Below are 26,198 nucleotides of genomic sequence, written 5' to 3' on the forward strand. Positions count from 1 at the left end.
TCTTTGAAACCATTTTTCGGATCTTTTCGTCTAATTTTTGTAATCTAAAAGATTTAGGTTGTTTGGATTATGTCTTACCAATATAATCAAATTAAACTACTAAAAATAAGGTGAGGAAATATGAGAGCTGAGAAAAAAAGAAAAAAGAAAAAAAAGGTGTTAGCAATCGTCCTGTCCATCATTGGTATATTCATATTAGTTGCAGGGGGTTATGCCTACTTCCTTTGGGATAAAGCAGCAAAGACTGTAGCCAGTATTAATGAAGAAATCAATCCGTCAGACCGGCGTGTTGAAAAAGTAGATGTGAACAAAAAGGATCCTGTGTCTGTTTTAATTATGGGTGTCGATGAAAGAAGCGGCGACAGCGGCCGTTCAGATTCTCTGATCTATATGGCAATCAATCCCCAAACAAAGACAACGGAAATGGTAAGTATTCCTCGTGATACGTATACAGAGCTGGTGGGGAAAGGCACGATGGATAAAATTAACCACTCCTATGCATACGGCGGAACGCAAATGACGATTGACACGGTTGAAAATTTTCTTGATGTCCCTGTTGATTACTTCGTAAAAGTAAATATGGAAAGCTTCAGAGACATCGTAGATACTCTTGGCGGAGTTACCGTAAACAGTACATTTGCTTTTGACTATGATGGATATTCATTTAATGAAGGCCAGTTAGATCTAAACGGAAAAGAAGCACTCGCTTACTCAAGAATGAGGTATGATGATCCGAGAGGCGATTTTGGCCGTCAAGACCGGCAAAGGCAAGTGATTGAAGGTATTATTGATAAAGGCGCTAATATCTCATCGATCACGAAATTCGGAGACATGTTTAATGTTGTTGAAGATAATGTAAAAACAAACCTTTCATTTGATAATATGTGGGACATTCAATCGAACTATAAACAAGCGGCTGATCATGTCGTTCAACACGAATTGAAAGGCACAGGGGGAAAAATAGGCGGCGTGTATTATTATCAAGTGAACGAAGATGACCGGCTTGCGATTTCGAAAGAACTGAAAGAAAATTTAGAAATGGACAAAACGGCAAGCAAAAACTAATTTAAAATTCGCTGTCCGATAAGCTCTCTAAAAAGTAAAGCAGCAAAAGAAAATTGATCCTTTTTTCTTTTGCTGCTTTTGCACTCTAAATAGAAATTTTTCGATATTGTTTTCCCTTATTGATATAAGGAGCTGTAAAAATCCATGCTATGATTATATTGGGCACCCAGCATAGCCATGAAATCACTATGTAATAGGAAGCATAAGCTTCACCGCCAAATATCATAGCAAATAACCCGAGCCACAACCGTAATGTTACTGCCACAAAAGTTAAACTGTAGCTTCTTATTACCCACGCTCGATGAAAAAGTATCTCTCCTTTCACCGCATGGTAAGTCGCCATCAGGGTCGTAAAAATCCATAAAACAGAAAGGATAATAAAACCAACGTGGGAAATAATCCCCCCCGTAGAATAAAAGGCTACATAGAATCCCGAGAGTCCTCCGATTAAAATGCCTCCCACATATATGTATCCCATGATTCGATGAATGGACAGGTTATTTTTTCGAATCTTTTTGATAAATAAGAAGGGACCAATTAGCAAGGGGATTGCCGATCCAAAAATATGGATTAATATCATTACATCCCATATACTGGATAGTTTCTCTTGATAATAATCGACTTTAACAAAATAAAATCCAGAATTCGCCAAGCCGATAATCCCATATTGAATAATAGCATATATAACGATGCTAAACCCTAATACAAACATGCCCCATTTAAAAAACATTGTTAATTTACTGGTTTCTGTCAATGATCTAAACAACCTTTCTACTTGCTCGGTTTAATATATTTGTGCGTACTATCAAACAAAAACCACTGACATTAATCCCTTATGACTCAAACAACTTTATCTTTATATTATTTCATATTTTCATTTTCAACCAAGTCTTTTAATAGCTCTGCAGCATCAAGCGTTTCCATATTATTTATCTGACAGGTCCCACGTATACAAACAGTTAGTTGATAGCGGCATTCGACTTGAAAGGTCTGAAAAGATACATTTTGCTGTTTTCCGTCTAATGTTATAGTGGGTCTATCAAAATATACATTTGTATTTAGTCGATCCGGTGACAGACTCAGCCCTGTTCCGATCATTTTTAAAAAGCTTTCCTTTACTGTCCAAATCGTATAGAAATATTTTTCGGCTTCATCATCAGGAAGAGATTGCAGATATGCATACTCTTCCTTCGTAAGTGCCCCACTCATTGAATCTAGGCAGACTGGCTTTATATATTCAATATCCACACCTATTTCGTACTTAGAAACTGCTAATACAACCAAACGCATTGAATGAGAAATATTAAATTGAAAATGGTTTTGATTCTTCACAAAAGGCTTTCCATACTCTGTAAAGCTAATGGAATCAGGATACTGGCTGCGTGGCAAGACCTTTTGAAGCATCATATACCCAAGTAAGCTTCTTATAGAGTCTTCTATATGATAAAAGGATTTTATCTTCTCTCTTTTAATAGGAGGAAGCAAACAAATCGCTTTATTGATCATCTCTTCATCTATCGCATCCGGTAATTCCGCTAGAAATAACTGCGTACTCATAACTCACACTACTGATAATTCTAAAGTCTCTGCTATTTTTTGGACAATCACCTGTTCATGCTGATGAATAAAAAAGTGATTTCCTTCCATCTTAATGCAATCAAAGCTTCTGCTTGTCAGTGAACTCCATGCATCGATGGATTCCACTGCAACACTTCTATCACCTTTTCCAGCGAATGCTGTAATAGGGACAGATAATACTTTATTATCAGCAGAATATTGGTATGTTTCGCAAATCTGAAGATCTGCTCTCATAATAGGAAGCACTATATTTAATAATTCTTTATTATTTAGAACAGTTTCCGGTGTTCCATCTAACTCTCTCAACCTCTGAATAAGCGCATCATCTGGTAAATTGTACGTCGTTTTATTCGTGCTTCTCTGAAGATGAGGAGCTCTATGAGCTGAAGGGAAAAAGTGCCTTGGCAGCAATCCTTCACTTTTATTTAAAGACTGGATCAATTCATAAGCGATTAAAGCTCCCATACTATGACCAAAGAAACAATATGGTTTTTCCTCTAAATAAGGAATCATGGCTTTTTTTAACGTCTCCACTAAAATATCCTTATGACGAATAGATGGTTCAGTGATTCTTCTTCCCCTTCCCGGCAGCTCAATACTCGCTAGCTCAAGATCATCCGGCAAATATTTGTTCCATGTTTTGTAAACATTAGCTCCTCCACCAGCATACGAGAAACAAAACAATCTCATTCTCGCCTCTGGTTTTACTTCATCGATTATTACCCATTTATTCTGCAAATTCCTCACTCTTTCATTTTGGTAGAAGCGCTGTCCTTTTGCTTAATGAGAAAGGAACAGCACTTCAATGATTTTATTCTCTCGTGTACAAATCTTATAAACTTCCATTTGCTCCAATGAACATTTTTTGCTCAGCAAGATTGGCTAAAGAGCTCACACTTGGCTCTTGATAAAAATCCTTCAAAGATAGCTGCATGGACAATTCTTTTTGGAGTTTTGTCATCATTCGAATCGCCTGCATCGAATCCCCGCCTAATTCAAAGAAACTATTATTTATCCCGATCTCTTTCTCGTCGACATTTAAAATCTCAGACCACAATTTTGTAATACTCAGTTGCATTTCCGTAACAGGAGGCTCCCATTTTTCAGCTGCATGCGTTGTCTCTTTGACAAGTGAATTCAACTTTTTGTAATCAACTTTTCCGTTGGACGTTAGCGGAATCGTGTCAATACATATAAATTGAGAAGGAATCATATAACTAGCTATTTTGTTTTCAAGAAAATGGTGTAAGTGATCCGGTTCAATATGATTCTCTGAGATATAGAAAGCAATTAGGCTTTTTATGTCATTCTTGTTGCTGGCTAAAATGACACATTTTTCAATCTGTGGATGCTGGCTCAGGTTTACTTCGATTTCTCCAAGTTCTACTCGATATCCTTGAATTTTCACTTGATTATCTTCACGTCCAAGCAGTTCAATATTACCATCCGGCAGATAACGCCCTATATCTCCTGTTCTATAAAGGCGTTCTCCCGTCTGAGGATGAATAATAAAACTATTTTTCGTTTTTTCTTCATCCTTCCAATACCCTTCCGCTACTCCAACTCCACCGATATAAATATCTCCAAAACCCCAAGTAGGGCAATGCTCTAAAAACTTATTTAACACATACACTTTTTGATTTTTCATTGGTTTACCATAAGGAATACTCTTCCATCCTGATTTCACATTGTGGATAGGGTACATAATTGACCAAATGGAAGCTTCTGTGGCACCACCTAATGAGATCACTTGCAGATTATCATTTCCAGATAAATCTTTCATTTGTTCTGGCAATGACAACGGAATCCAGTCACCGCTTAGCATAACTAACCGAATAGACTCTGGAAGATCCATGTTGTTGCTGTATATATACTCGACCAATAAAGACATAAGCTGCGGCACAGAATTCCATACCGTAATTTGTTTTTCGTTTATCAATTCATACCAATGTATAGGGTCTAAAGCTTTCTCCTTATCCGGAATAACAATGGTTCCACCGGATGCTAACATGCCAAAAACATCATAGACAGAAAGGTCAAAGGTAAAACTAGACAATGCTAACACTTTATCCTTTTCCGTTATACCGAAACGTTCATTAACATCTAAGATTGTATTCAACGCTGCTTGATGTGAGATCATAACACCCTTCGGTTCACCTGTTGAGCCAGATGTAAAAATAACATAGGCTAAATCATCTGGATTCGCCTCAATTTGGGGCGCTTTTTCATCGTTAGAAAGGTAATCAAAGGTATCAACGTCTATTACATGTACGTTACGATTTTCTTTAAAATCAGACTCTAGCCACGACTGCGTAAGAATAATCTGGATATCTGCCTTCTGAATCAGATAATCGATGCGCTCCTTAGGTAAATCAGGATTAATCGGTAAATAGGCAGCATTTGCTTTTAATACAGATAATCCAGCCACTACTTGTTCCCAGCCTTTGTCCATGATGATGCCAATTGCTTGATTTTTCTTTGCCCCTAATTCTATTACATAATTACTCAATGAATTCGCTTTTTGGTCTATTTCCTGATACGTAAAACAACGATCACTCGTCTCAACTGCAATTGCATTTGGTTTCTGTACAGCCTGTTTCTCGAAATTAGAATGCAGGAGTCCTTCTTCCCACTCTTTTTCCGTATGATTGATCGTGGCTCTTAATTCTTTTTGGTCATCCGGAATTAAAGGAATCACCTTTTCTTCCCAGATCGCATCATCTACAGCTAATTTCTGGACAAATGCCCAGTAGCACTCAAACATGTCTTTAATAAATCCTTCAGGATACACTTCTTCTACAACATCCCAGTTGCACAACAATCGTTTAGTATCTTCCCAAACTCCGCAATCCAGCCACACTTGGGATGTTTGGGTAATCCCGTTTTCACTCACTGGCTTAAATGGAATCGGTGTATCTTCCTGGTCAGGTACCGGCACTACAAGTGCTGAAGTAAATACGACCGGCATTTTTGCCTGTGTTGCATCACCTTGGGCACTAGTCAAGGCTCTAAGCACTTCAACTCCAGAAATATAATTATGCTCTAAATCATCCCATAATTCTTTTTGGATTTTGCGAGCCCTTTCGATAAATGTACTCCCAATTTGCTGATCGATAGCCAATAAAGTTAATGAGGTAAACTCTCCTACGATATCTGTCACCTGCTGATGTACAGCATGCCGGCTTAAAAACGTCAAATTTAACGAGAATGCAGGTTCCTTGCTCCATGCAGCAAATACTTCTGCATGTACCGCTAATAAAAGTCCCGTAACAGTAATCCCATAGCTGCTTGCTTTATTCTTTAATTTTTCCCATCGTTCTCTTTCCAGCACGCGATGATATCTTGTAAATTTCGGCTCTAAGATAGAACGCGGATTTTGAGCTATCGGAAGTTCAGGCGCTGGAGGCAAGAATTTCACTTTATTGTTCCAATACTCTCTTGCTTCTTCATATTTTTTGGTGTTCTTGACAATTTCTTGTTCAGCAAATACATAATCTCTGAATGAAAAGTCTAATTCTGGCAGCATCTCAGACTTATCTTCGTAAATTACAACCAATTCCCTAACTAAATTGACAAAGCTCCAAACATCCCAAAACAAGGCATCGGTAGAAAAGTGAATTCTAGCTTGATTACGAGCTAGCTTTGTGACTCGAATGTCAAAGGTCGGCCATTGTGTCACACTTAATTTTTGATGAGACATTTCGTCTCGAACCCCTTGTAAACCAATTGAGCACTGTTCTTCATTTGAATGTTCAAAGTCTAATACTTTTATTTTATAATAAGGTACTTCTTTTAATGTTTGCTGGTAGCCATCTTCAGAAATTACCGTCCGCAGCATTTCGTGCCGCATAATTAATTGATTCCATGCTTGTTCAAAAGCCTCAACATCCAGATTCTCAGCTTCTAATTCGTCATAGCTGTGCGTCGTCACATTCCCAAGCTCAAATATTTCCTGTCTTCCTACCCAATACGCTTGTTGTACATCGGTTAACGGAAAAGGTTCATACTTATTTTCTTTATCAGGTTTGTATTCCGGAAGATCAAATACATCATTTTGCCCTTTTCCTTCAAGCTTGGAGATATATTCAGCTAATTTGGCTATGGTTGGCGCTTCAAAAATCGCCTTTAGCGGAACATGAATATGGAACGCTTTACGAATTTGACTGGTAATTTGCATCGCCATAAGCGAGTGGCCGCCTAATTCAAAGAAATTATCATTTACTCCAATACGCGGCTGCGCAAATATTTGTTCCCATATATCCTGTAACATGCTTTCATTTAAAGTTCTTGCCGCCACATAAGAGGATAAATACTTTTCTAAATCAGGAGCAGGCAGCAGCTGGCGATTGATTTTTCCGTTTGCACTAAGCGGAATCTGATCAATTTTGATAAATTGATTAGGAACCATATAGTCTGGTAAGGACTTTTTCATATGGTTTCTTAAATCTTGAGTATGAATTTCTTTATCGCTCTCTACATAATAAGCAATTAGCTGCTTATCATTATGATCACCATAATCTACTACAATGCAGTCTTTCAAATCCGCAAATTTCAAAAGAACAGCACTTACCTCATTTAATTCCACACGAAAGCCCCTGATTTTCACTTGACTATCCGTTCTGCCGATCAGTTCAATATTTCCATCTAACAAAAATCGTGCTAAATCCCCTGTTTTATATAAATAGATGGATTCTTCACCAACTGCGTGATAAATAAATCTTTCATTCGTTAATTCATTTCGATTCATATAGCCTTTTGCTACGCCTTTTCCCCCAATATAAAGCTCCCCTATAACGCCAAATGGCACCATATTGAGTTCAGAGTCCAGAATAAACAGCTGTTTATTTGCCAACGGTTTTCCAATCGGAACAGTCGATGCCTGTGGCAAATGTTCGTGATTCGATTCAAAAAAAGTGGAATCAATAGTATCTTCCGTTAAACCATAGGAGTTAATCAATCTAGCCTCTGGATTCAAATAAGACTGAAACTGTTTATATTCATCCATGTACCAAACATCAGAACCAAGGACAACAATCTTCATATGGTCCAGTTTTTGATTGGTATCCTCTAAGAACTGAATAAGATGACGGAAAACTGCTGGAACAAACTCAGCAAAATCAACCTGTTCTTTTACTATTAATTGATACAATTCTTCAGAATCTGTCAAAAATTCAGGAGGACATAAAACAAGTTTTGCACCGGAGAGCAGCGCCCGTATGATATCCCCCGTACAAACATCAAAGGAAAAACTCGCCATTTGCAAATGTGTCTTTATACCATCGGACAAAGAATAGGCTCTTTCCCAGCCGAAGTATGCATTTACAAGATTGCCATGAGAAATAATGACACCTTTAGGCTGGCCGGTAGTACCAGAAGTATAGATGATATATGCTGTGTCGTCTAAATTGACTTCTACTGCTTGGTACTCGTCATCCATCTCCTTCAATTCAGCAATAACCGAATCATTTAGAACAATGACTTCATTAAGCGCAAGTGACAAATCGTGATTTACTTGGTGAGATGTAATAAGCACTTTTATACCGCTGTCATTTATGATAAATTCTTGTCTTTCGATCGGATACTGAGGATCAATAGGTACATAGGCTGCTCCAATTTTCAATACAGCCAGCATGCTGATTACCATTTCCATCGATTTATCGATCGATATACCAACTAATTCATTCTTTTGCACACCTTGTTTGTTTAGATAGCTGGCGAAACGATTGACTGCTTTATTCAATTCATCATAGCTATAACAATGATCGCGATACGAGAGTGCAACACTTTCATGATTAGCATGAACTGCTTTCTCAAACAATGCCATCACAGATTCAGAAGAATCATAAAATTGCTCGGGGCCGCTTCCCAGCTTAGCAAGCTCTTCTTCCTCATCTTCTGTCAGTAAATTGAGATGAGAGATGCTTTGTTCAGGATCCTTTGCGATTTGACTCAATAAATGTAAATATTGATTTGCCATTCTTTGAACGGTACTGCCATGAAATAGATCCGTATTGTACTCAAATACTATTTTCGGCAAAACGTCGCCGCTTCCTTCAAAAATGTCTAATGATAGATCAAATTTAGAGGTTCCCGGATCAATATGTTCAAAATCAACGATGAGATTTTCTAATTGTACTGATGGGATGGCATTTTGATAAGAAAACAAAACTTGAAAGATCGGATTGTAACTCAATTCTCTAGTCGGGCGAACTCGTTCTACTACAGAATCAAATGAAACATATTTATTTTCGAACACCTGTAAAGAATTCGATTTCACTTGCTTTAACAAATCGATAAATGATAATTGAGAGGATAACTTGCTTCTAATCGGTAAAGTATTCACAAATAAGCCAATTAAGTCTTTTATTTCAGCTTGATCACGGCAGGAGATGGGGAACCCTACAATAATATCTTCTTGGTTAGAATTTCGGCTTAGTAAAACCTTAAATGCTGCAAGAGTCATCATAAACAATGTTGTATCATTCTCTTTACATACTTCGGATAACTGATGATATACCTCTCTTGGCATCTCTATTGAGTACAGCTTTCCCTTATGATTCTGTTCTTTTGGCCGTTGATAATCTAAAGGGAGATTAAGCAGCTCAGTACACCCTTCTAACTCCTTCTCCCAAAAGGCTAACTGTTTTTCCTTTTTTTCTTCTGTCATGTAGGACTTTTCCCATTCTACATAATCAGTATATTGCAAATCATTTAGATTAACTTCTGTTCTTACGTTTTCTTCACTAATCTGTTTATAAATCGTTAACAGCTGTTGTATGAAGTTTTCAAGAGACCACCCATCAAAAATGATATGGTGGAAAGATAAAACAAGCAGAGATTCCTCTGCATCTTTTTGTAAAATAGAAGCGCTCCATAATGGACCTTTTTCTAAGTAAAACGGCTGTTGCAGCAGACTAGTAATGAGTTCTTGAATTTGTTCATTCGTATAGCCTTGAACGTTTTTTACCACCAACTCGATTTTGTTAAATTGATCGTTAATTCTTTGGAATCCATCTCCATCCTCGTTGACAACAAAATGCATACGAAGAACATTATGCCTTTGGATCAATAGATTGAGGGCTTCTTCCAAAACCACCAGATCTAAAAAGCCTTTGAATTTTAAGCAGCCAGGAATATTATAGAAAGGATTGCCGGCATCCAATTTTTCTAGAAAGAACATTCTTTGTTGGCTTGAAGAGAGAGGGAAAGCTGTTTTTCCTCTCTCCCCCGGAACAATCTTTTTCTTCTCCTTTTCAAGCCTTTTTTGCAACTCTTTTTGTATTAACGCTTTTTTCTCTTCCGATAATCCAGAAATAGTATCCAATAACCTATTCATCGCATCTTTTCCCCTTCTTTACTTGCTGAAATTTCTTTTAATACTGACTCTAGCTCTGCTGGTGAATATGATTCCATTTCATTTAAAAGCTCAGAGAGTTCAACATCATCTATTAATTGATCAGATTCTGAAATGATGGCAAGAATATGCTCAGAAAGATCTAAAATATTTATTCCCTTTAATAAATCGACAACTGCCATTTCCACATGTAAATCCCGTTCGATAAAATTCTTTAATTCAATGGAGATCATAGAGTCTAGTCCCCAGCTGGTTAAAGATTGCGAGTGATTTAGTTTCGTTTTATCCATACGTAAAACAGCTGCCACTGTATCGGTTAAATATTCTTGGATGGCGTTTAATTTTTCACTTTCATCTTGTAAACTTTGAATTTTAGCTAAAATGCTCTCAGTCTGTTTTGAATCCATTGTTTTTGTATTCGAAGCCGTATCGATTAAGGAAGAAACCATTATTGGCGTATACTCCACCGGATAATTCCGTATGGCAATTTTATTCCAATCTGCTCCTAGTACGGCCAATTGTGATTTTGATTGACTTAAAATCATTTCTAAACATTCTAAGCCCTCTTCCGGGTTCATTGGATATAAGCCCCTATCAATGAAGAAAGTATTCAAATCCAATTTTGTAGCCATCCCTACTTCTTTCCACGGTCCCCAATTGACACTTACGGAACGCTTTCCAAGAGAATTCCGATAATTAGACAAGGCATCAAGAAACGCATTGGCAGCTGAATAATTGCTTTGTCCCGGAGAAACAACAAGTGAAGCGACTGAAGAATACATGATGAAGAATTCTAAATCCTTGCCATCAAAATATTCATGTAAATTCCATGCACCCCATATTTTTGGACGAAGCACTTTATTAAATTCTCCTACTTCCATATCCTTCATTAACTGAGGTTTTGCTGTGCCAGCTGAATGAATAATACCTCCCACCTCCGGGAAGCCCATTTTATGGAATCCATCCAGATACTCTGTCAATTGATCTTTATCTGCAATATCAACAGATGCTACATGAATTGTTGCCCCTAATCGCTCCAGCTCAATAATAGAGTTAATTTTCGCGTAATGAAGATGATTGCTGTCGATATCTCTCCAGCTTTGTCTATTTGGAAGCTGTGTTCTTCCCATTAAGATAAAATGGCGGGCTCCATTCGAAATCATCCACTTCGCTGTAACAATCCCTAATGAACCAAGTCCCCCAGTGATCAGATACGTAGAAGATGGATTAAAATGGACAGGAAAAGATTTTGTATGACTGTCACTAAATTGATTGATTTCCATTCTTGCGACAAACCTTTTTCCTTTTCTGTAAGCAATTTGGTCTTCCATATCTCCAAAAGAGAGTTCATTTAAAATATTTTGTGAATCATCATCTGTTCCGTTAATATCTAAGTCAATAATTCCCCCAAATAGATGATAGAACTCTTGATGGCCAATCACCTTTGCCATACCCCATAGGCTGGATTGAGATAAATTCATTTCCGAGTCTGAATCAGTAATTTTCTGTGCTCCTCTAGTAATCAACCACAGCAGCCCTTCTTTATTCGCTGATTTATTTTCGGAGAGAGCCTTTAATAACAATAGAACTGAATTTGTGGACAATCTTTCCGCTTCTTGTAAAGCATCCCTGTTTAAAGATTGATTGTTTGATAAATCAAGGCTCCATAAATGAATGATTCGCTTACAGTCATAGGTTTCCAATAACTCTTGATATGAATCTTGTGCACTTGGATTTATGACAATGCTAGATTGAGAATTTTCTAAGGAATGTTGGACAAGCTTTACCTTCTCCCCTTCTTTCTCAAGTGAAGAAGCTATTTTATGTCCCACTCCTCCTTTGTCAGCAAAAATAAGCCAATATCCTTCTCCTGCCGCCGCCTTCTTTTCTTCCTGTCTCCATTCAGATTCCTTCCATTGTAATTCATATAATTTTTGTTGAACGGATGGTGAATGATCCACATCTTTTAAGGAAACGGCTTTACATTGATTAATCTCTAAAATCACTTCTCCCTGTTCATTTACTAGATAAATATCGCCAATTAAGTTGCCTTCAGATTTTTCATTAATTTTTGCATATACCCACATCTGATCCGTTAGAGATTTGTATACTTTCCCTTTTTTGATTTCGACCGGCATATAAACGGTTGGAGTTTGCTCAAAAGGCAGTGCCGCAGCCATTACTTGAAAGCATAAATCTAGAACTGCAGGATGGATGGTATATTCATTAACATGTTCTAACAGCTGTGGTTTGATTTGAATTTGAGCCAAAGACTCGTTCTCATTTTGATTTCTCCATAACAGCTCAATCCCTTGGAACTGTTCACCATACTCTAATCCTAATGTTTGAAAATGTTGATAGCATTCCTGTTTGCTGACTGTGTCAGTAATCCGGCTTTTAAGAGTTTCAATCTCGATTTGTTCACCTGATGCTGCAACAGGCAAAACTACCCCAGCTGCGTTAAGATCCCAGGATTGATGTTCCTCTCCGCTCGCTTGGCTAAATATTTGAAACTCGCCATTTCTGTCATTGTAAGTAAAATTCATTTCAACATCTTGGTCGGCCGTTAAAAATAAAGCTTTTTTGAATTGAATATTTTCTACATTGAAAGTTACGTTGTTTTTTCCGTAAATTTCTGCAACCGATGATATAGCCATATCCACATAACCGGCACCTGGAAAAACAACTGTTCCTTGAATTTTATGATCACTTATAAAAGGCACATGGTTAAGATTTAATTGATTTCTCCAAACATTATTTATCGAGCCTATACGTTCCCCTAATATTGGATGAGCCTCTTGGTTCCCTAATCTATCTCTTTTTGCTTTTTCTGTTTCTGCCCAATAATACTCTTTTTGCCAAGGATACAATGGAACCTTTGTAATATATCTCTGCTCTGGATACAGCATGTCCCAATTAATCTCAGAACCATTCACATATAATTGCATGAAGGTATTGTTTACATACTCGATTTCAGGTTCTTTTCTGCGCAGAGAAGAATAAGTTTCGCCGTCAACTCCGCATTGTTTTAGGCATTCATTTATGGATGATGCAAGAACTGGATGCGGTCCGATTTCAAGGAAAGAGCGAAATTCTCTCATAATAAGCTCCATACAACCCTTGGCAAAGCGAACAGGCTGCCTTACATTATTCCACCAATATTCTGCATCGAAATAGGATTCATCACATTGATTCCCGTCAACAGTTGAATAAATTGGAATGACTGGTTTGTGAGTCTTTATATCCTGCAGGGAGTCTAACAACTCCTCCTTAATCTCTTCCATGTAATGACTATGATAAGGAACACTTACATGCAAGTATTTTTGAAATACTTTATCATTATCTAAATTTTTAGAAATTTTATCTAAAGCATCCTCATCGCCAACAAGCGTTATAGAATTCGGGCTATTAATCGCCGCGACGGATACAACATCTTTGTACATCCCAATATAATTCTCGATGGCTTCCTCTGACATTCCAACTGCCAGCATTCTTCCTTTTCCGGTTAAAAGCTGCTGCAATCTGCTTCTTGTGTAGATTACTTTAACAGCATCTTCAAGACTTAAAGCTCCGGAGACAAAGGCAGCCGCTGCTTCTCCGGCACTATGGCCAATAATCGCATCTGGTAAAACCCCTTTGGATTTCCATAATTCACATAGGGCAACTTGAACGGCGAAATTAGCTGGCTGCGAAAGTTTGGTTTGGTCCATGGATGAATCGGTTTCATTTTTCAACATTTCATCTCGTAAAGACCAGCCTGATAAATCTTGAAAAATCTCATCAATTTTATCGATCATATCTCTGAATATAGTTTCTTTTTGATACAATTCATGTCCCATTCCCCACCATTGAGGGCCCATACCTGTTAATACAAATACTAATGGTGATTTATTTGTCACGACCCCTTCAAGAAGAAGTGAGTTTGTTGTTTCAGATAAATATATATCAAGTTTATTCTGTAAATCGCTTATTGAATCGGTTATGATTGCTAATCTATGAGAATGGTGATCTCTTCTTCGGGACAAAGTATATCCTAAGCTTGTCAAAGTTGTCTGACTGTGTGGAAGTGATAATTTTAGTTGGTTAGCAAAGTCATATAATGCTTGTTTACTTTTAGCAGATAGTGGTATAAGGTTATTTTCTTCTGGTTGGTTATCATCATAGAGGTTATCTTGTGTTGTGGTGTATTCTTCAATTAAAACATGTGCGTTGGTTCCGCCAAATCCAAAGGAATTGACTGCAGCCCTTTTAGGACCATTCGTTTCCGGCCAAGGTGTGTTTTCTAATGGAACTTTTAATCCCAATTCTTCAAAGTCAATATCAGGATTGACTTTATTCATATGAAGGTGTTTTGGAATCAAATTATTTTTCATACTCATAACTGTTTTAATGACACCGGCTATTCCAGCGGCAGCCTCTGTATGGCCAATATTCGTTTTTACTGAACCAATCAACGTTTTTTGTCCGTTTAAACGCCCTTGGGAATAGACCTTTCCAATTGCTTTCGCCTCGATTGGATCTCCAACCGGTGTTCCAGTACCGTGAGCTTCAATATATTGAATACTAGAAGGTGATATTCCATTTTGTTCGTATATAGTTCTCATCAGATTTTCTTGAGATTGACCGCTTGGTACAGTAATACTGGATGTTTGACCATCCTGGTTACTCCCTGAAGCGCGTATGAGTGAATGGATATAATCACCGTCTTCAATTGCTTTAGAAAGAGGTTTTAATACAATTACTCCAGCACCTTCCCCGCGAACATACCCATTTGCGCGGCTGTCATACGTCTTCGAACGGCCATCCGGAGAGAGCATTCCTGCTTTTGATTCTGCGATAAAATATTCTGGTTTTAACATAACATTAACGCCGCCGACTACCGCCATAGAAGATTCTTTTTGTAAAATACTTTGGCAGGCAAGATGCAGTGCGACTAAAGAAGAGGAGCAAGCTGTGTCAACTGATAGAGAAGGACCTTTCAAATCAAATGCATACGATAAACGATTTGATAATAAAGTCATCATCGAACCTGTTGCAGAGTGCGAATCGATCATACTTCGATTACTTTCTGTAAATTGAAGCAATTTCCAATCAAGCGTAAAGGCTCCTATGTATACTCCTATGTTTTTGCCTGCTAAACTATCAACTGGCAGTCCTGCATCTTCAAACGCTGCATATGTAACTTCTAACAACAGCCTTTGCTGGGGATCTAATAAGCTGGCTTCCCTTGGTGATATCCCAAAAAACTCCGCGTCAAACTCCGCAATCTTATCAAGAAACCCTCCCCATTTCGCCTTTGATTTGCCTTTTTTCTTGCTATTTGGGTCATAATAACGATCGATATCCCATCTATCTTTTGGAATCTCTGTAATGGAATCCTTCCCACTTACAAGATTCTGCCAAAATTCTTCGGTGTTATTTCCTCCTCCTGGAAACCTACAACCCATTCCGATAATGGCAATTGGTTCGTTTGTCTGATTCATGCTTATCTTCCCCTTGAATAGTTTTTTAGAAGGACTTTTTGTGACCTATTATACATTATCATACTAATATTTACAAAAATTTAAATTTTCTTTAATATTTTGTAAACAGCTGTTGTTTAAAAAGTGATAAAATGTATTAGAAATTACTATCTGGGGGTAAAACAAATGACGAATGGGTATCATGCGATTTTCGGAACAGGACCTTTAGGGCTTACTATTATGGACCAGCTTATTCAAGAAGACAAAAAAGTGCTCTTAGTGAATAGGAGCGGAAAAGCGGATGTTCCTCAGTCTGTGAAGGTAATAAAAGGAGACGCTACTAATCTTGATAGTGTATTGGATATTTGCAATTCTTATGAGATATCTGTGATATATCACTGTATAGGAATTCCCTATTCATCATGGCCGGAGTTGTTTCCCATTATGATGGATAATATCATCGAAGCTGCGGCAAAGCATCAGATCAAAATAGTTTACGCAGATAATGTTTATGCTTACGGCCCTCATGATGAGCCTTTACATGAGAATTCTTCATATAATACAGTTGGCAAGAAAACAAAGGTGCGGGCTGAAGTGGCCGCAAAATTAATGAATGCCCATAAATCCGGTAAAGTGCAGGCGACAATTGGCAGAGGTACGGATTTTTATGGGCCGCGTGTCAAGAATTCGTCATTAGGCGAACAGGTGATTAAAAGTTTAATGGAAGGTAAGCCTGCAAATATTCTGGGGAATCCTGATAAGAAGCACTCCTATATTTTCATTCGTGATTTTGCCAATGGACTCATTATACTTGGAGAACATCAGGAAGCATTGGGTGAAATTTGGCATATTCCTGCTCCCGAACCCACGACTACACGTGAAATCGTACAAAAAATTGCTGATGAGCTCGGAACAACACCAAAGTATAGAACTGCCGGAAAATTCATCGTTGATATTGCAGGAATATTTAATTCCGGCATGAGAGAATTCCGCGAAATAATGTATCAGCACTTAAATGATTTCATTGTAGATTCAAATAAATTCCAAAAACAATTCTCATTTTCTATTACTCCGCAAGATGAAGCGATTCGCCAAACAGTTGCTTGGTACAAAACGACATATAACCAATCTAATACAGACCGTCCACTTGCGAACACAACAAAATAGATAAGCGATCACATCATGGATCCGGCTTATATGATGGATACCTATCTATCAGAATGATTATTACCCAGCGGCAGCTAGACTGCTTTAGTTATGAAACCGCTAATTTTTATAAATATCTCATTTAAACATGTGATTTGTTTTAACTTTATACCTCAATCAAAGATTAAAGGGTATCCGAACTTTTAGAACACCCTTTTCTCTTCTGGGGTCAGTAAACTTCTTCCTTATAATAGAACCATCCATAAATTTCCTGAGGACTATTCCTTTATTGAGGCCTCTATTTAAAAGGAAGTGCTTTTTGCATCGAATAGTTGAACCGGAACAATATCTCCTGCACAATCCGTTTGGATGCTGATCCATCCCCATAAGGATTGGATGCTTGAGACATCTCTCTATATTTTTCTCGATTCGTTAACAACTGCTCTGCCAGATGATAAATATGCCCTTCATCCGTGCCTGCCAATTTAAGCGTTCCTGCTTTTATTCCTTCCGGCCGCTCAGTCGTATCTCTCAATACGAGTACCGGCTTGCCGAGAGAAGGGGCTTCCTCCTGTATCCCGCCGGAATCAGTTAGAATAAGGAATGATCTGGCCGCAATGTTATGGAAATCAATCACTTCCAAAGGATCAATTAAGTGAACTCGATCCAAATCACCCAATATTTCATTGGCAATCTGTTGGACAGCAGGATTCATGTGTACCGGATAAACGACATGAACGTCTGAAAATTTATTCACGATTCGACGGACGGCATGAAAAATGTTCCTCATCGGCTCCCCGATATTCTCTCTGCGGTGGGCGGTCAGCAGGATCATTCTCCCTCTTCCGATTCTATCAAGCACCGGGTGAATATAATCTTCAGTAACAGTCGTATTCAATGCATCTATCGCTGTATTGCCGGTTACAAATATCGAATCCGGATTTTTCCCTTCATCTAACAGGTTTTGCTGTGCCTGAAGGGTGGGGGCAAAATGGTAGTCGGCTACACATCCGGTCATTTGCCTGTTCAGCTCCTCCGGAAAAGGAGAGTATTTATTTCTCGTCCTCAAGCCTGCTTCCACATGTCCGACCGGAATTTGGTGATAAAAAGCTGCAAGGCTTCCGGCAAAGGTCGTTGTCGTATCACCATGAACTAAAACGATATCAGGTTTAACTTCATGAAACAGCTTATCCAATTTTACGAGCGCGTTGGACGTAATTTCAGACAATGTTTGCCGCTCTTTCATAATATTCAAGTCAAAATCAGGAGTAATATCGAATGCATGAAGCACCTGATCAAGCATCTGCCTATGCTGGGCAGTTACTGTAACAAGCGGCTCAATTTCTTGATGCTTTTTCATCTCCAGCACGAGCGGAGCCATTTTTATCGCTTCCGGCCTGGTGCCAAAAACGGACATAACCTTGAGTGGCTTCATTTTAAAACCGCCTCTCTGTTTAAGAATGGTGAGACAAGTAAAATTCAGCGTTTTCCGCTTTCAAGTAATATTCCACTTTTTTCTTTGTTTTAAATAGACTCTGTTTCTTTTCCATCGATTTTTTATAAAGAAAAACTGACTTGCTTTCTTTCAGAGGCTTTAGCCTGCAATTTTGGGAATTAATCGACAACGCGCACCTGATTTCATGATTATCAAAGACAGGCATATACCTGCTCAAAATTTGTTTATCGATGCGGACTAACGTTTTTTCAGGTAGCGATTTGATTGTTTTAACCGGCACTAAAATTTCAAAATCGATGCATTTTATAAAAACCTGGGACTTCTCCGGAAAAAATAATTGCTGATCGGGAAACTCCAACGTCACTGCGGAAAAACTGTCTTCTTCGTATACATCTATTTCAATGGAGGAAACTTCTCTCAGCTCCAGCGACAAATCGTCAGAGTCCGTGGTAAAGTGCGGCCTTGCTTCGTAAACATAATGCCCGTTATTCCCGATATACTTCGCATGATCGGAATAAGGATACGGATTTTTTTGATTGCCGGCTCTTGTCCGTTTCGTATATCCATCGATTGAGCTTTCAATGTAAAAATCCCACACACCCAAATCTGCCGGTTCTTCAGCGATATCATCAAATTTCATTGAAAAAACAAAGGATTCATTTATTATTTGATCTGATAAAAAGACTTTTTCTTTTTTTGTTTCTCGATGAATCCAAATTGCCTTCACCATTTGCGTCAATTCATTATTTTTCATCGCCGAATGCCCGGCTGTACCAGACACTTGTATTACGTTATGGCTAATCTGGATCGAAGACAGGAATGATTGCAATTTATTTTTCCGGTTGACTGTCAATTGCTTTTTCGGATAGTTGGCCTTCACTAATGAAGGAAAATGTGCAACAAGCTTTCCTTCTTTAATAGAGGTGAAGGATTGCAGATCCTTTAATTCTTTTTCAAACGATTTCAGCCCCGGAAAATCATTCGTTCGAATCAAATGCAGCTTAAAGCCATGATCAGGATGAACCTTGCTGTCGATTGATTCCGGGATATAACTGACGATGAATTTATGCAGAGCTGCCATCCATTCTCTCTGCTTTTCTTCTTCTTCAATCATTTCCAAAAAGTCGGTTGTGCGAGAAAAATCAAAATGACGGTTCATAAATTTCGCAAGCAAAGCTTCTTTGCGATTTAGCTCAAGATGCGAATCCTTGATTAAATCAACAACGGCCTGCATCGCCTCATAATAGTCATAGGGCGGTACGTATGCGAAAGTCATATGCTCGCCTTCGTCTCGCTGAACTGCATAATAGCAGGTATAATCAGCTAACACAGAAATTCGCTTAGAACATAAATAGGCCTTCATGACAAACACCTGATCCTCGGTCGCTTGAATCCCGGTTGGGAAAAATATATTGTTTTCTTTCAGCAGCGACAGCCTGAACAGCTTAGTAGGACCCATCGCATAGACTAAGCTTGATTGAATGAGATCGGCTTCGGGAAGGTTTTCTTGAAATATAGCAGCGGGCACCGCTCTCCCGTTTACACCCTTCATTTTCCCGAGAACAATATCAGACTGGTTCTGTTCTGCGTACGTATACATACGCTCTAACGCTTCTTCCTCCAAATAATCGTCTGAGTCCACAAAGAAAATGTATTTTCCCTTCGCCACCTGAATCGCTTCGTTTCTCGGTTCTCCCGGTCCACCCGAATTCACGCTTCGTAAAATAAGAGAAAGCTGCTTATACGTTCGGCTATATTCCTTGAGAATCTTCACTGTTTGATCGTTTGAATAATCGTCTACGCAAATGATTTCATAATCAGTGTCAGGCATGCTCTGATGAATCAAGCTATCAAGACAGCGCGAAATATAGCGTTCAGAATTATATGTAGGTACTGCAATACTAATCTTCAAAATCTGACTCTCCAATTCTTTCCTGTAAATAGATTGTTCTTTCATCGCATAAAGTAAACTTGGCCGCATACAAAGCTATTTTTTTAGCTGAAGGACGTTTTCCCAGCGATTCATGAGAATTTCTTCATTGTAGCAATCATTTATTTTTTCCTGTGCAAGCGACCCGCATTCAATTGCCAGCTGAGGATTTTCGTAAAAGAAAGCAATGCTGTTTGCCAATTCTTCAATATTATCTTTCTCAACTAAAAGCCCCGTTTTCCCATTCTCGATTAATTCTGCCGGGCTGTATTTAACGTTAAAGCTAATAACTGGGGTGGCGCACGAAAAAGATTCACAAATCGCCAAGCTGAAGCCTTCAAATTTTGAGGTAAGCAGCGTGGCTAATGCTTCTGAATAAAGGGTTCCCGGGTCAGAGGCATATCCGTGCAATTGCACATTGTCCGCCCCGAGCTGCTCTCTCAGCTTTCGATATTCTTGCTCGTTCGGTCCGCTTCCATAAATATGAAGCTCAATGCCTGGATGAGTTTCTTTTAGGTGAGCCATTGCTTTAATCGCTTTATCGATTCCTTTTTCCTCATGGTATCTGGCGATCATAACAAAAAGATTTTTCTTTTTATCGATCGGTTCCGTAAGATGTAACCTCCTAGGTGCATGCGGAATCACATAAATGTTATCTTTTGAGGGAAAATCCTTTTCTATATCTTCCTTCTGCTCTTCCGTCAACACTATCAGGCCGTCATAGTCCTCAATATGCTCCAGAGCATAACGATGATTTTCCCTGACAGGACTTCCATACGTATGAGGAAAATCAAGATGATTGGAATGGACACAGTAATATCTTCTTGCGATTCCATTCTTCATCGCATTCACTTTATTTGCACTGCCAACCCCGTCGCAAATGATAATCGGATCTTCTTCTTTCATGCAGAGCTGTTCAAGCCAATATGTGTGAAAATCACGATGGTTGTTGAATTTTTGCAAATGAACAGAGTCCCTGTCAAACAGCAGTACTCCATTGATGTTCCCTTTATCATTAAACCATTCGGTTAAATAACAAAAGCCGTCAGGAGCGAGATAACGTATCACTTTTTTGAATCCGGTGTTTTTGTCAAACAGCGTTTCTCTTTGAACATAGCCATCTATGTGGAACTCTTCTTTTCGTACTTTTGAATAACCGTTATAAAGAACCTTATGCAAAAGCCTTCCATCTGCCGACCATACTTTTTGCATTTCATAAGCTCCGTTGTAAAAGTAGTCGGCTGTTGTATCATTTTTAAAGGAAACAACATACCCATCTTGATCTGCTTTGCAACTTTTTTCATAGTACGATATTTGTTCAAAAGACATAGGATAGTTCCTGTGCTTCTCTTGATAGTATTGATAGACATTGAGCAGATTTACTTTTGGGTGAAGCCGTCCGTTCTTTTTTAATTTTTTTTCGATTTCATCATAATTATCCTTGTAATCAAGGGTGATTAAATCGATTGAATAGCCTTTTTCAGCAAAAAGAAAAGAACGGGACATCATTGAGCTCGTGATGCCCCCTTTATTCACGTCAATCTCGTAAATAAGAGAATATATCTTGTTCATGAAAACTCCATCTCCAATAGCCGCTTGCTTTCTTACTTTTTATCTAATTCTTTGAACAGGTTCAGCCATTTATCCAATACCGCTTGGTTGGTAAACTCATCCAACACATTTTCTCTTCCTTTTTGCCCCATTTCGTTTGCTTGTTGTGGATTTTTCAAAAGCTTAATGATATGAGCCGCTAAAGCCTTTTGATCTTTCTGCTTGACAATAAATCCGTCTTGTCCATCTTGTATGACGTCGCGAGGACCGTAATTACAATCATAGCTGACAACAGGCGTGCCATTGATAAAGGATTCGATAATGGATAAACCGAAAGCTTCATATTCAGAGGTCATAAGAGTAACGATTGACTCCGCCATTTCCTTCTTCACGTTTTTTGAATATCCTTTTATAAACACATGCTCTGTCAGGTTCAGCTGATTGATGAGCTCGATTAAATTGTCTTTTTCGCTTCCGTGGCCGTATATTTCGAGCCTTGCATCCGGAACTTTTTTTATAACCCTCGCAAAAGCATGTATCGCTTCGTCGATGGCTTTTTGGCGATGATATCTGACGAACATGCTGACTTTTCTTTCGTCTTTTGTAACTTCAGGCACCTCAGAATAAGGAAGGGAATTCGGTATAATGACAATGTTATTGTGACTGCCGAATTGTCTTTCAATATCCTTTTTTTGGTCATGAGTTAAGACGACAAGAGCGTCGAGCTCATGAATGTTTTCAAGAAAATCGATATGATCCGTTTTAACCTTGCTTCCGTACGTATAAGGCTTTTCGAAGTGATTGATATGAACCATATAAATTCTCTTCGCAACATCCGCCTTCATCGCTCTGACTTTACTTGAGCTGCCCGGTCCGTCACAGATGACAAACGGCCTTTCTTCTTCCTCTTTACAAATACGATTGAGCCAGTCCGCATGGTATTCTTTATTGTTTTTATACATTTGTGCTTTGTTTGTGTCTTTATTGAACAAAAAGACCTGCTGCTGTTTTTCAGTTTCACTGTCATACCAGCGCATTAGGTAGCAAAAACCGTCCGGAGTATAATACCGTTCCATGTTCATTTTATTGTTCTTTGGGTCATACCCAACTTCTCTGTGCAAATATTTATTTTGATGAAATTCTTCTCTTCTTACCCGTTGTCTCGTATCGTTAAAATGGTCAATGTGGCTTAAAAACCCTGTTTTGGTCCATTTTTTATACATTTTATAGACACCATTCGAAAAATATCTAATGTAATTTTTCGTTTTGAATTCATCATCCTGAATATGATATCCTTCCTGTTCAATTTGAGACATTTGGTCATAATAAGACGTATCTGTTTCTCCTGATGTGTTCAAATCTCTATAGTATTCATTGACATTCAAAATATTTACTTTTTCATCAAGCTTTCCAATTTCTCTTAATTCTTTAATAATATTTGGGTATTTTGGATTATAATCAAAGGTGACCAAATCTGACGCAAAACCGTTATCAACGAGCATTTTCGAGCGATTTAGCATGGCAGTGGTCATGCCGCCTTTGTTCACATCTATCAAATGGACAACCATAAATACTTTTTTCATTATGACACCTCATTAATTGTTACATTTATAAAATGCTTTCATATAAGATACCACGAAATTCTTTTTTATTAAAGAAATCATAAGTTTTGCCCTGTCGATTCGACGTAACTTACCGAAAGTTTAATAAATTGTCGATATGTGGTACATTGATTTTAGTTCAAAAATATTAATTTTCTAAAAGGAAGGGAATCGTCGTGAAGAAGGTCAGAAAAGCAATTATCCCTGCCGCAGGTCTTGGAACTAGATTCTTACCTGCAACTAAAGCTATGCCAAAGGAAATGCTTCCAATTGTCGACAAACCTACAATCCAATATATTATCGAAGAAGCGATTGAATCAGGCATTGAAGATATTATTATCGTTACCGGAAAAGGAAAACGAGCGATTGAAGACCATTTCGATAACGCACCTGAGCTTGAGCGCAATCTCGAAGAAAAAGGAAAAATCGATCTGTTGGAAAAGGTCCAAAAAGCGTCTAACATTGTCGATATTCATTACATAAGACAAAAGGAACCAAAGGGTCTTGGACACGCTGTATGGTGCGCCCGCAATTTCATCGGTGACGAGCCATTCGCCGTTTTGCTCGGCGATGATATTGTCCAAGCCAAAAAGCCTTGCTTGCGCCAGTTAATGGATGAGTATGAAAATACACTATCTTCAGTGATCGGCGTTCAGCAAGTGCCTGAAAACGCAACGAACCGTTATGGCATTATTGATCCGTTAACGAATGAAGGCCGCAGATATCAAGTAAAGACATTCGTTGAAAAGCCTGCACCGGGAACAGCACCTTCAAATTTAGCAATTCTCGGACGCTACATATTCACCCCGGAAATCTTTATGTATCTTGAAAAACAAGAAGTAGGTGCCGGCGGAGAAATCCAATTGACAGACGCGATTCAAATGCTTAATGAAATTCAGCGTGTATTTGCTTATGATTTTGAAGGCAAACGCTATGACGTGGGAGAAAAGCTAGGATTTATCGAAACGACGCTGGAATTTGCCATGCAGGATGCCGAGCTTAGAAAGGACCTTGTTCCTTTTATTGAAAAGCTTCTCGCTACTTATACTGAAGGAAAATAAAAGACAAAACAGACTGTATCGATTACAGTCTGTTTTGTTATGCATCTATAATATCCCGAAAGATAAAATCGTCCGGAGAGGCTTGTCGATGAACATTGAAGCGGCAATGGCAACCAGCAACAGCGAAAGAAAAGAGATTTGCAGAGCATTGATCAATATGCCCTTATCCTTCTTCTTCGGCTTCTTTTTTGCCGATCCTTTATCAGCCTCTTCTATCCCTTCAACAACAGCCGCTTTTTTACGAGCTGCCTTCTGCTCCTTTTGATACTTGTCTTTTTCTGACTTTGAGAGCTTGTTAAACCAATCGATGAATTCTTTGTATTCCTTAACAACAGCTTTAGTTTCATCAAACATTCTCAATTCACCGAAGTGCATCCAAGCTACGCGGTCACACATTTTTTCAATTTGCCCGATCGAATGGCTGACGAAAAAGATCGTTTTTCCTTGTTTTTTAAATTCAGTGATCCGGTCGACACATTTCTGGTAAAAGGTTTGGTCACCAACCGAAAGAGCTTCATCAATGATTAAAATATCCGGATTAATGTGAACCGAGATTGCAAAACCAAGACGGGATTTCATACCGCTGGAATAGTTTTTCACCGGCTGGTTAATAAACTCGTCAATATCAGCGAACTCAACAATACTGTCGTAAAGACGGTCAATTTCTTTATTTGTTAATCCCATCATTAAGCATTTTAAGCGGACGTTATCTCTTCCTGTAAGCTGGTTGTTCAATCCTGCTGCAATAGCGATCAGCGAAGGCTGTCCGTTCATTTCAATTTCACCGTTTGTCGGCGGGATGATTCGTGCCAATAAATTAGACATAGTAGATTTTCCGGACCCATTGATCCCTACAAATCCAATCGTCTCCCCTTCATACACATCGAAGGAGACATTGCGCACGGCAAAAAAGCCGTTATTTTTATTTGGATAGAACAAGCCTTTAATCTTGTCCGATTGTTTCTCATATAATTGATACTGCTTTGAAACATTTCGAAACGAAACCTTTAGTTTCATCGTACAATCTCCTTACTATTTTAAAGAAAGTCAACAAACTTGTCTCTGAATTTCAAATGCAAAATCGAGCCTACCGTTAACAAAAGCAACGTAAACACCCAAAAATAGAGCGTGTATTTCATGTCTTGAAAGAACCATTGTCCATCTAAAAAGCTGTCTCTGAAGCCGTCAATAATATAGAACAGCGGATTCAGCTTAATAACCGGAAGCAACTCCGGGAATTTTTCTCCGATTTGCTCCGAGATGTCCCAAAAAATCGGGAGCAAGAAAAACAAAAGCCTGGTCACCGCTTGAAGCAATAGCTGGTAATCTCTGACCAAGACGCTGATCGTTGAATTGAATAAACTGAATGCAAACATAAAAGAAACCATACACAAAAAGTAGTAAATAAACTGGATCCAATGCAAGCTTGGATAGATTCCGTTCAACAAAAGCACAACGATGTATACCGCAATCATGACGAAAAAACTAAATAAATTCGATGCAATTACGACTGACGGCAGTGAGCTGATAGGGAAATTCATCTTTGCTACCATATTGATCCGCCTAAACACACTATTTGATCCGTCAAGTATCGTCGGACTGATAAAAAACCACGGGATCAACCCCGCAAGCATCCATATAATAAATGGAACTGGTTCATCCAACCCGGTCCTCATAGCACCACCATGCCGAAGCCCCATTCCAAAAACAAACCAATAGGCTAACATTTGAATCAGGGGATTTAAAAACTGCCAAAACACTCCCAGATAATTCATTTGATACGTAGACTTCGTCTCATAGACGGCCAAGCGTAAAATTAACGGGAATGAAGTGAATTGCTCTTTCAGTATTCTAACTAATGCGTTCATTTTATATCTTCCTTAGACTTAAATGATTTAGGGAGCTCTTTGGAAGCGCCGCAGATTATTGTATCAGATGTCAGGGCTTTTTTCACTTTTATACCTTTCCCAAGAAAGCTTTTTTGCCCTTTCCAT

The 26,198-nt window shown here is 38.5% G+C and carries 13 protein-coding genes and 1 pseudogene; 3 read left to right on the forward strand and 11 right to left on the reverse strand.

The genetic code is table 11. From position 1 onward, the window contains the following. Nucleotides 1–120 precede the first annotated feature (120 nt). Nucleotides 121–1,065 (forward strand): polyisoprenyl-teichoic acid--peptidoglycan teichoic acid transferase TagU, encoded by a 945-nt coding sequence (gene tagU / locus AM592_RS13750; protein ID WP_053604317.1) that lies wholly within the window; start codon nucleotides 121–123, stop codon nucleotides 1,063–1,065. 85 nt (nucleotides 1,066–1,150) lie between these two features. Here tagU and AM592_RS13755 read toward each other — a convergent pair whose 3' ends face one another. From AM592_RS13755 to AM592_RS13775, 5 genes are all read right to left on the reverse strand, one after another. Beyond that, nucleotides 1,151–1,819, reverse strand: a complete 669-nt coding sequence (locus AM592_RS13755) for a DUF2306 domain-containing protein (RefSeq protein WP_225970229.1) — start codon at nucleotides 1,817–1,819, stop codon at nucleotides 1,151–1,153. 107 nt (nucleotides 1,820–1,926) lie between these two features. Further along, nucleotides 1,927–2,622, reverse strand: coding sequence for a 4'-phosphopantetheinyl transferase family protein (locus AM592_RS13760; protein ID WP_053604318.1), 696 nt, complete (start codon nucleotides 2,620–2,622; stop codon nucleotides 1,927–1,929). Nucleotides 2,623–2,625: 3 nt separating this feature from the next. After that, on the reverse strand, nucleotides 2,626–3,381 hold the full coding sequence (locus tag AM592_RS13765) for a thioesterase II family protein (RefSeq protein ID WP_053604319.1): 756 nt from the start codon (nucleotides 3,379–3,381) through the stop codon (nucleotides 2,626–2,628). 94 nt (nucleotides 3,382–3,475) lie between these two features. Further along, the gene (locus tag AM592_RS13770) at nucleotides 3,476–9,979 is read right to left on the reverse strand and encodes a non-ribosomal peptide synthetase (protein WP_053604320.1); all 6,504 of its coding nucleotides are present in this window, start codon (nucleotides 9,977–9,979) and stop codon (nucleotides 3,476–3,478) included. Then, nucleotides 9,976–15,480, reverse strand: coding sequence for a type I polyketide synthase (locus AM592_RS13775; RefSeq protein ID WP_053604321.1), 5,505 nt, complete (start codon nucleotides 15,478–15,480; stop codon nucleotides 9,976–9,978). The genes AM592_RS13770 and AM592_RS13775 overlap by 4 nt, the downstream gene beginning before the upstream one ends. Nucleotides 15,481–15,645: 165 nt before the next feature. Between AM592_RS13775 and AM592_RS13780 the strand changes: the two genes are divergently transcribed. Next, on the forward strand, nucleotides 15,646–16,626 hold the full coding sequence (locus AM592_RS13780; protein WP_053604322.1) for an NAD-dependent epimerase/dehydratase family protein: 981 nt from the start codon (nucleotides 15,646–15,648) through the stop codon (nucleotides 16,624–16,626). A 277-nt stretch (nucleotides 16,627–16,903) separates the two neighbouring features. On the opposite strand, the gene wecB is transcribed toward AM592_RS13780, so the two are convergent. From wecB to AM592_RS13800, 4 genes are all read right to left on the reverse strand, one after another. Next, on the reverse strand, nucleotides 16,904–18,040 hold the full coding sequence (wecB, locus tag AM592_RS13785) for a non-hydrolyzing UDP-N-acetylglucosamine 2-epimerase (protein ID WP_053604323.1): 1,137 nt from the start codon (nucleotides 18,038–18,040) through the stop codon (nucleotides 16,904–16,906). Nucleotides 18,041–18,059: 19 nt separating this feature from the next. Then, nucleotides 18,060–19,973 carry a glycosyltransferase family 2 protein gene (locus AM592_RS13790; protein ID WP_053604324.1) on the reverse strand — a complete coding sequence of 638 codons (1,914 nt, stop codon included), beginning with the start codon at nucleotides 19,971–19,973 and terminating at the stop codon, nucleotides 18,060–18,062. Between the two features lie 75 nt (nucleotides 19,974–20,048). After that, a complete protein-coding gene (locus AM592_RS13795; protein ID WP_053604325.1) occupies nucleotides 20,049–21,563 on the reverse strand; it encodes a glycosyltransferase in 1,515 nt (504 codons plus the stop codon). Nucleotides 21,564–21,595: 32 nt separating this feature from the next. Beyond that, nucleotides 21,596–23,125, reverse strand: coding sequence for a glycosyltransferase (locus AM592_RS13800; RefSeq protein ID WP_053604326.1), 1,530 nt, complete (start codon nucleotides 23,123–23,125; stop codon nucleotides 21,596–21,598). Between the two features lie 194 nt (nucleotides 23,126–23,319). Here AM592_RS13800 and galU point away from each other — a divergent pair, with 194 nt between their 5' ends. Beyond that, nucleotides 23,320–24,204: a UTP--glucose-1-phosphate uridylyltransferase GalU gene (gene galU / locus AM592_RS13805; protein WP_053604327.1), complete on the forward strand. Its 885-nt coding sequence runs from the start codon at nucleotides 23,320–23,322 to the stop codon at nucleotides 24,202–24,204. A gap of 48 nt (nucleotides 24,205–24,252) precedes the next feature. Here galU and tagH read toward each other — a convergent pair. Next, nucleotides 24,253–25,221: pseudogene (tagH, locus tag AM592_RS13810) on the reverse strand (teichoic acids export ABC transporter ATP-binding subunit TagH); the annotation flags it as partial. A 20-nt stretch (nucleotides 25,222–25,241) separates the two neighbouring features. Then, entirely contained in the window at nucleotides 25,242–26,072 is an 831-nt protein-coding gene (tagG, locus tag AM592_RS13815) for a teichoic acids export ABC transporter permease subunit TagG (RefSeq protein ID WP_053604328.1), read from the reverse strand. Nucleotides 26,073–26,198 lie beyond the last annotated feature (126 nt).

The organism is Bacillus gobiensis, from assembly GCF_001278705.1.
GTDB classification, from domain to species: domain Bacteria; phylum Bacillota; class Bacilli; order Bacillales; family Bacillaceae; genus Bacillus; species Bacillus gobiensis.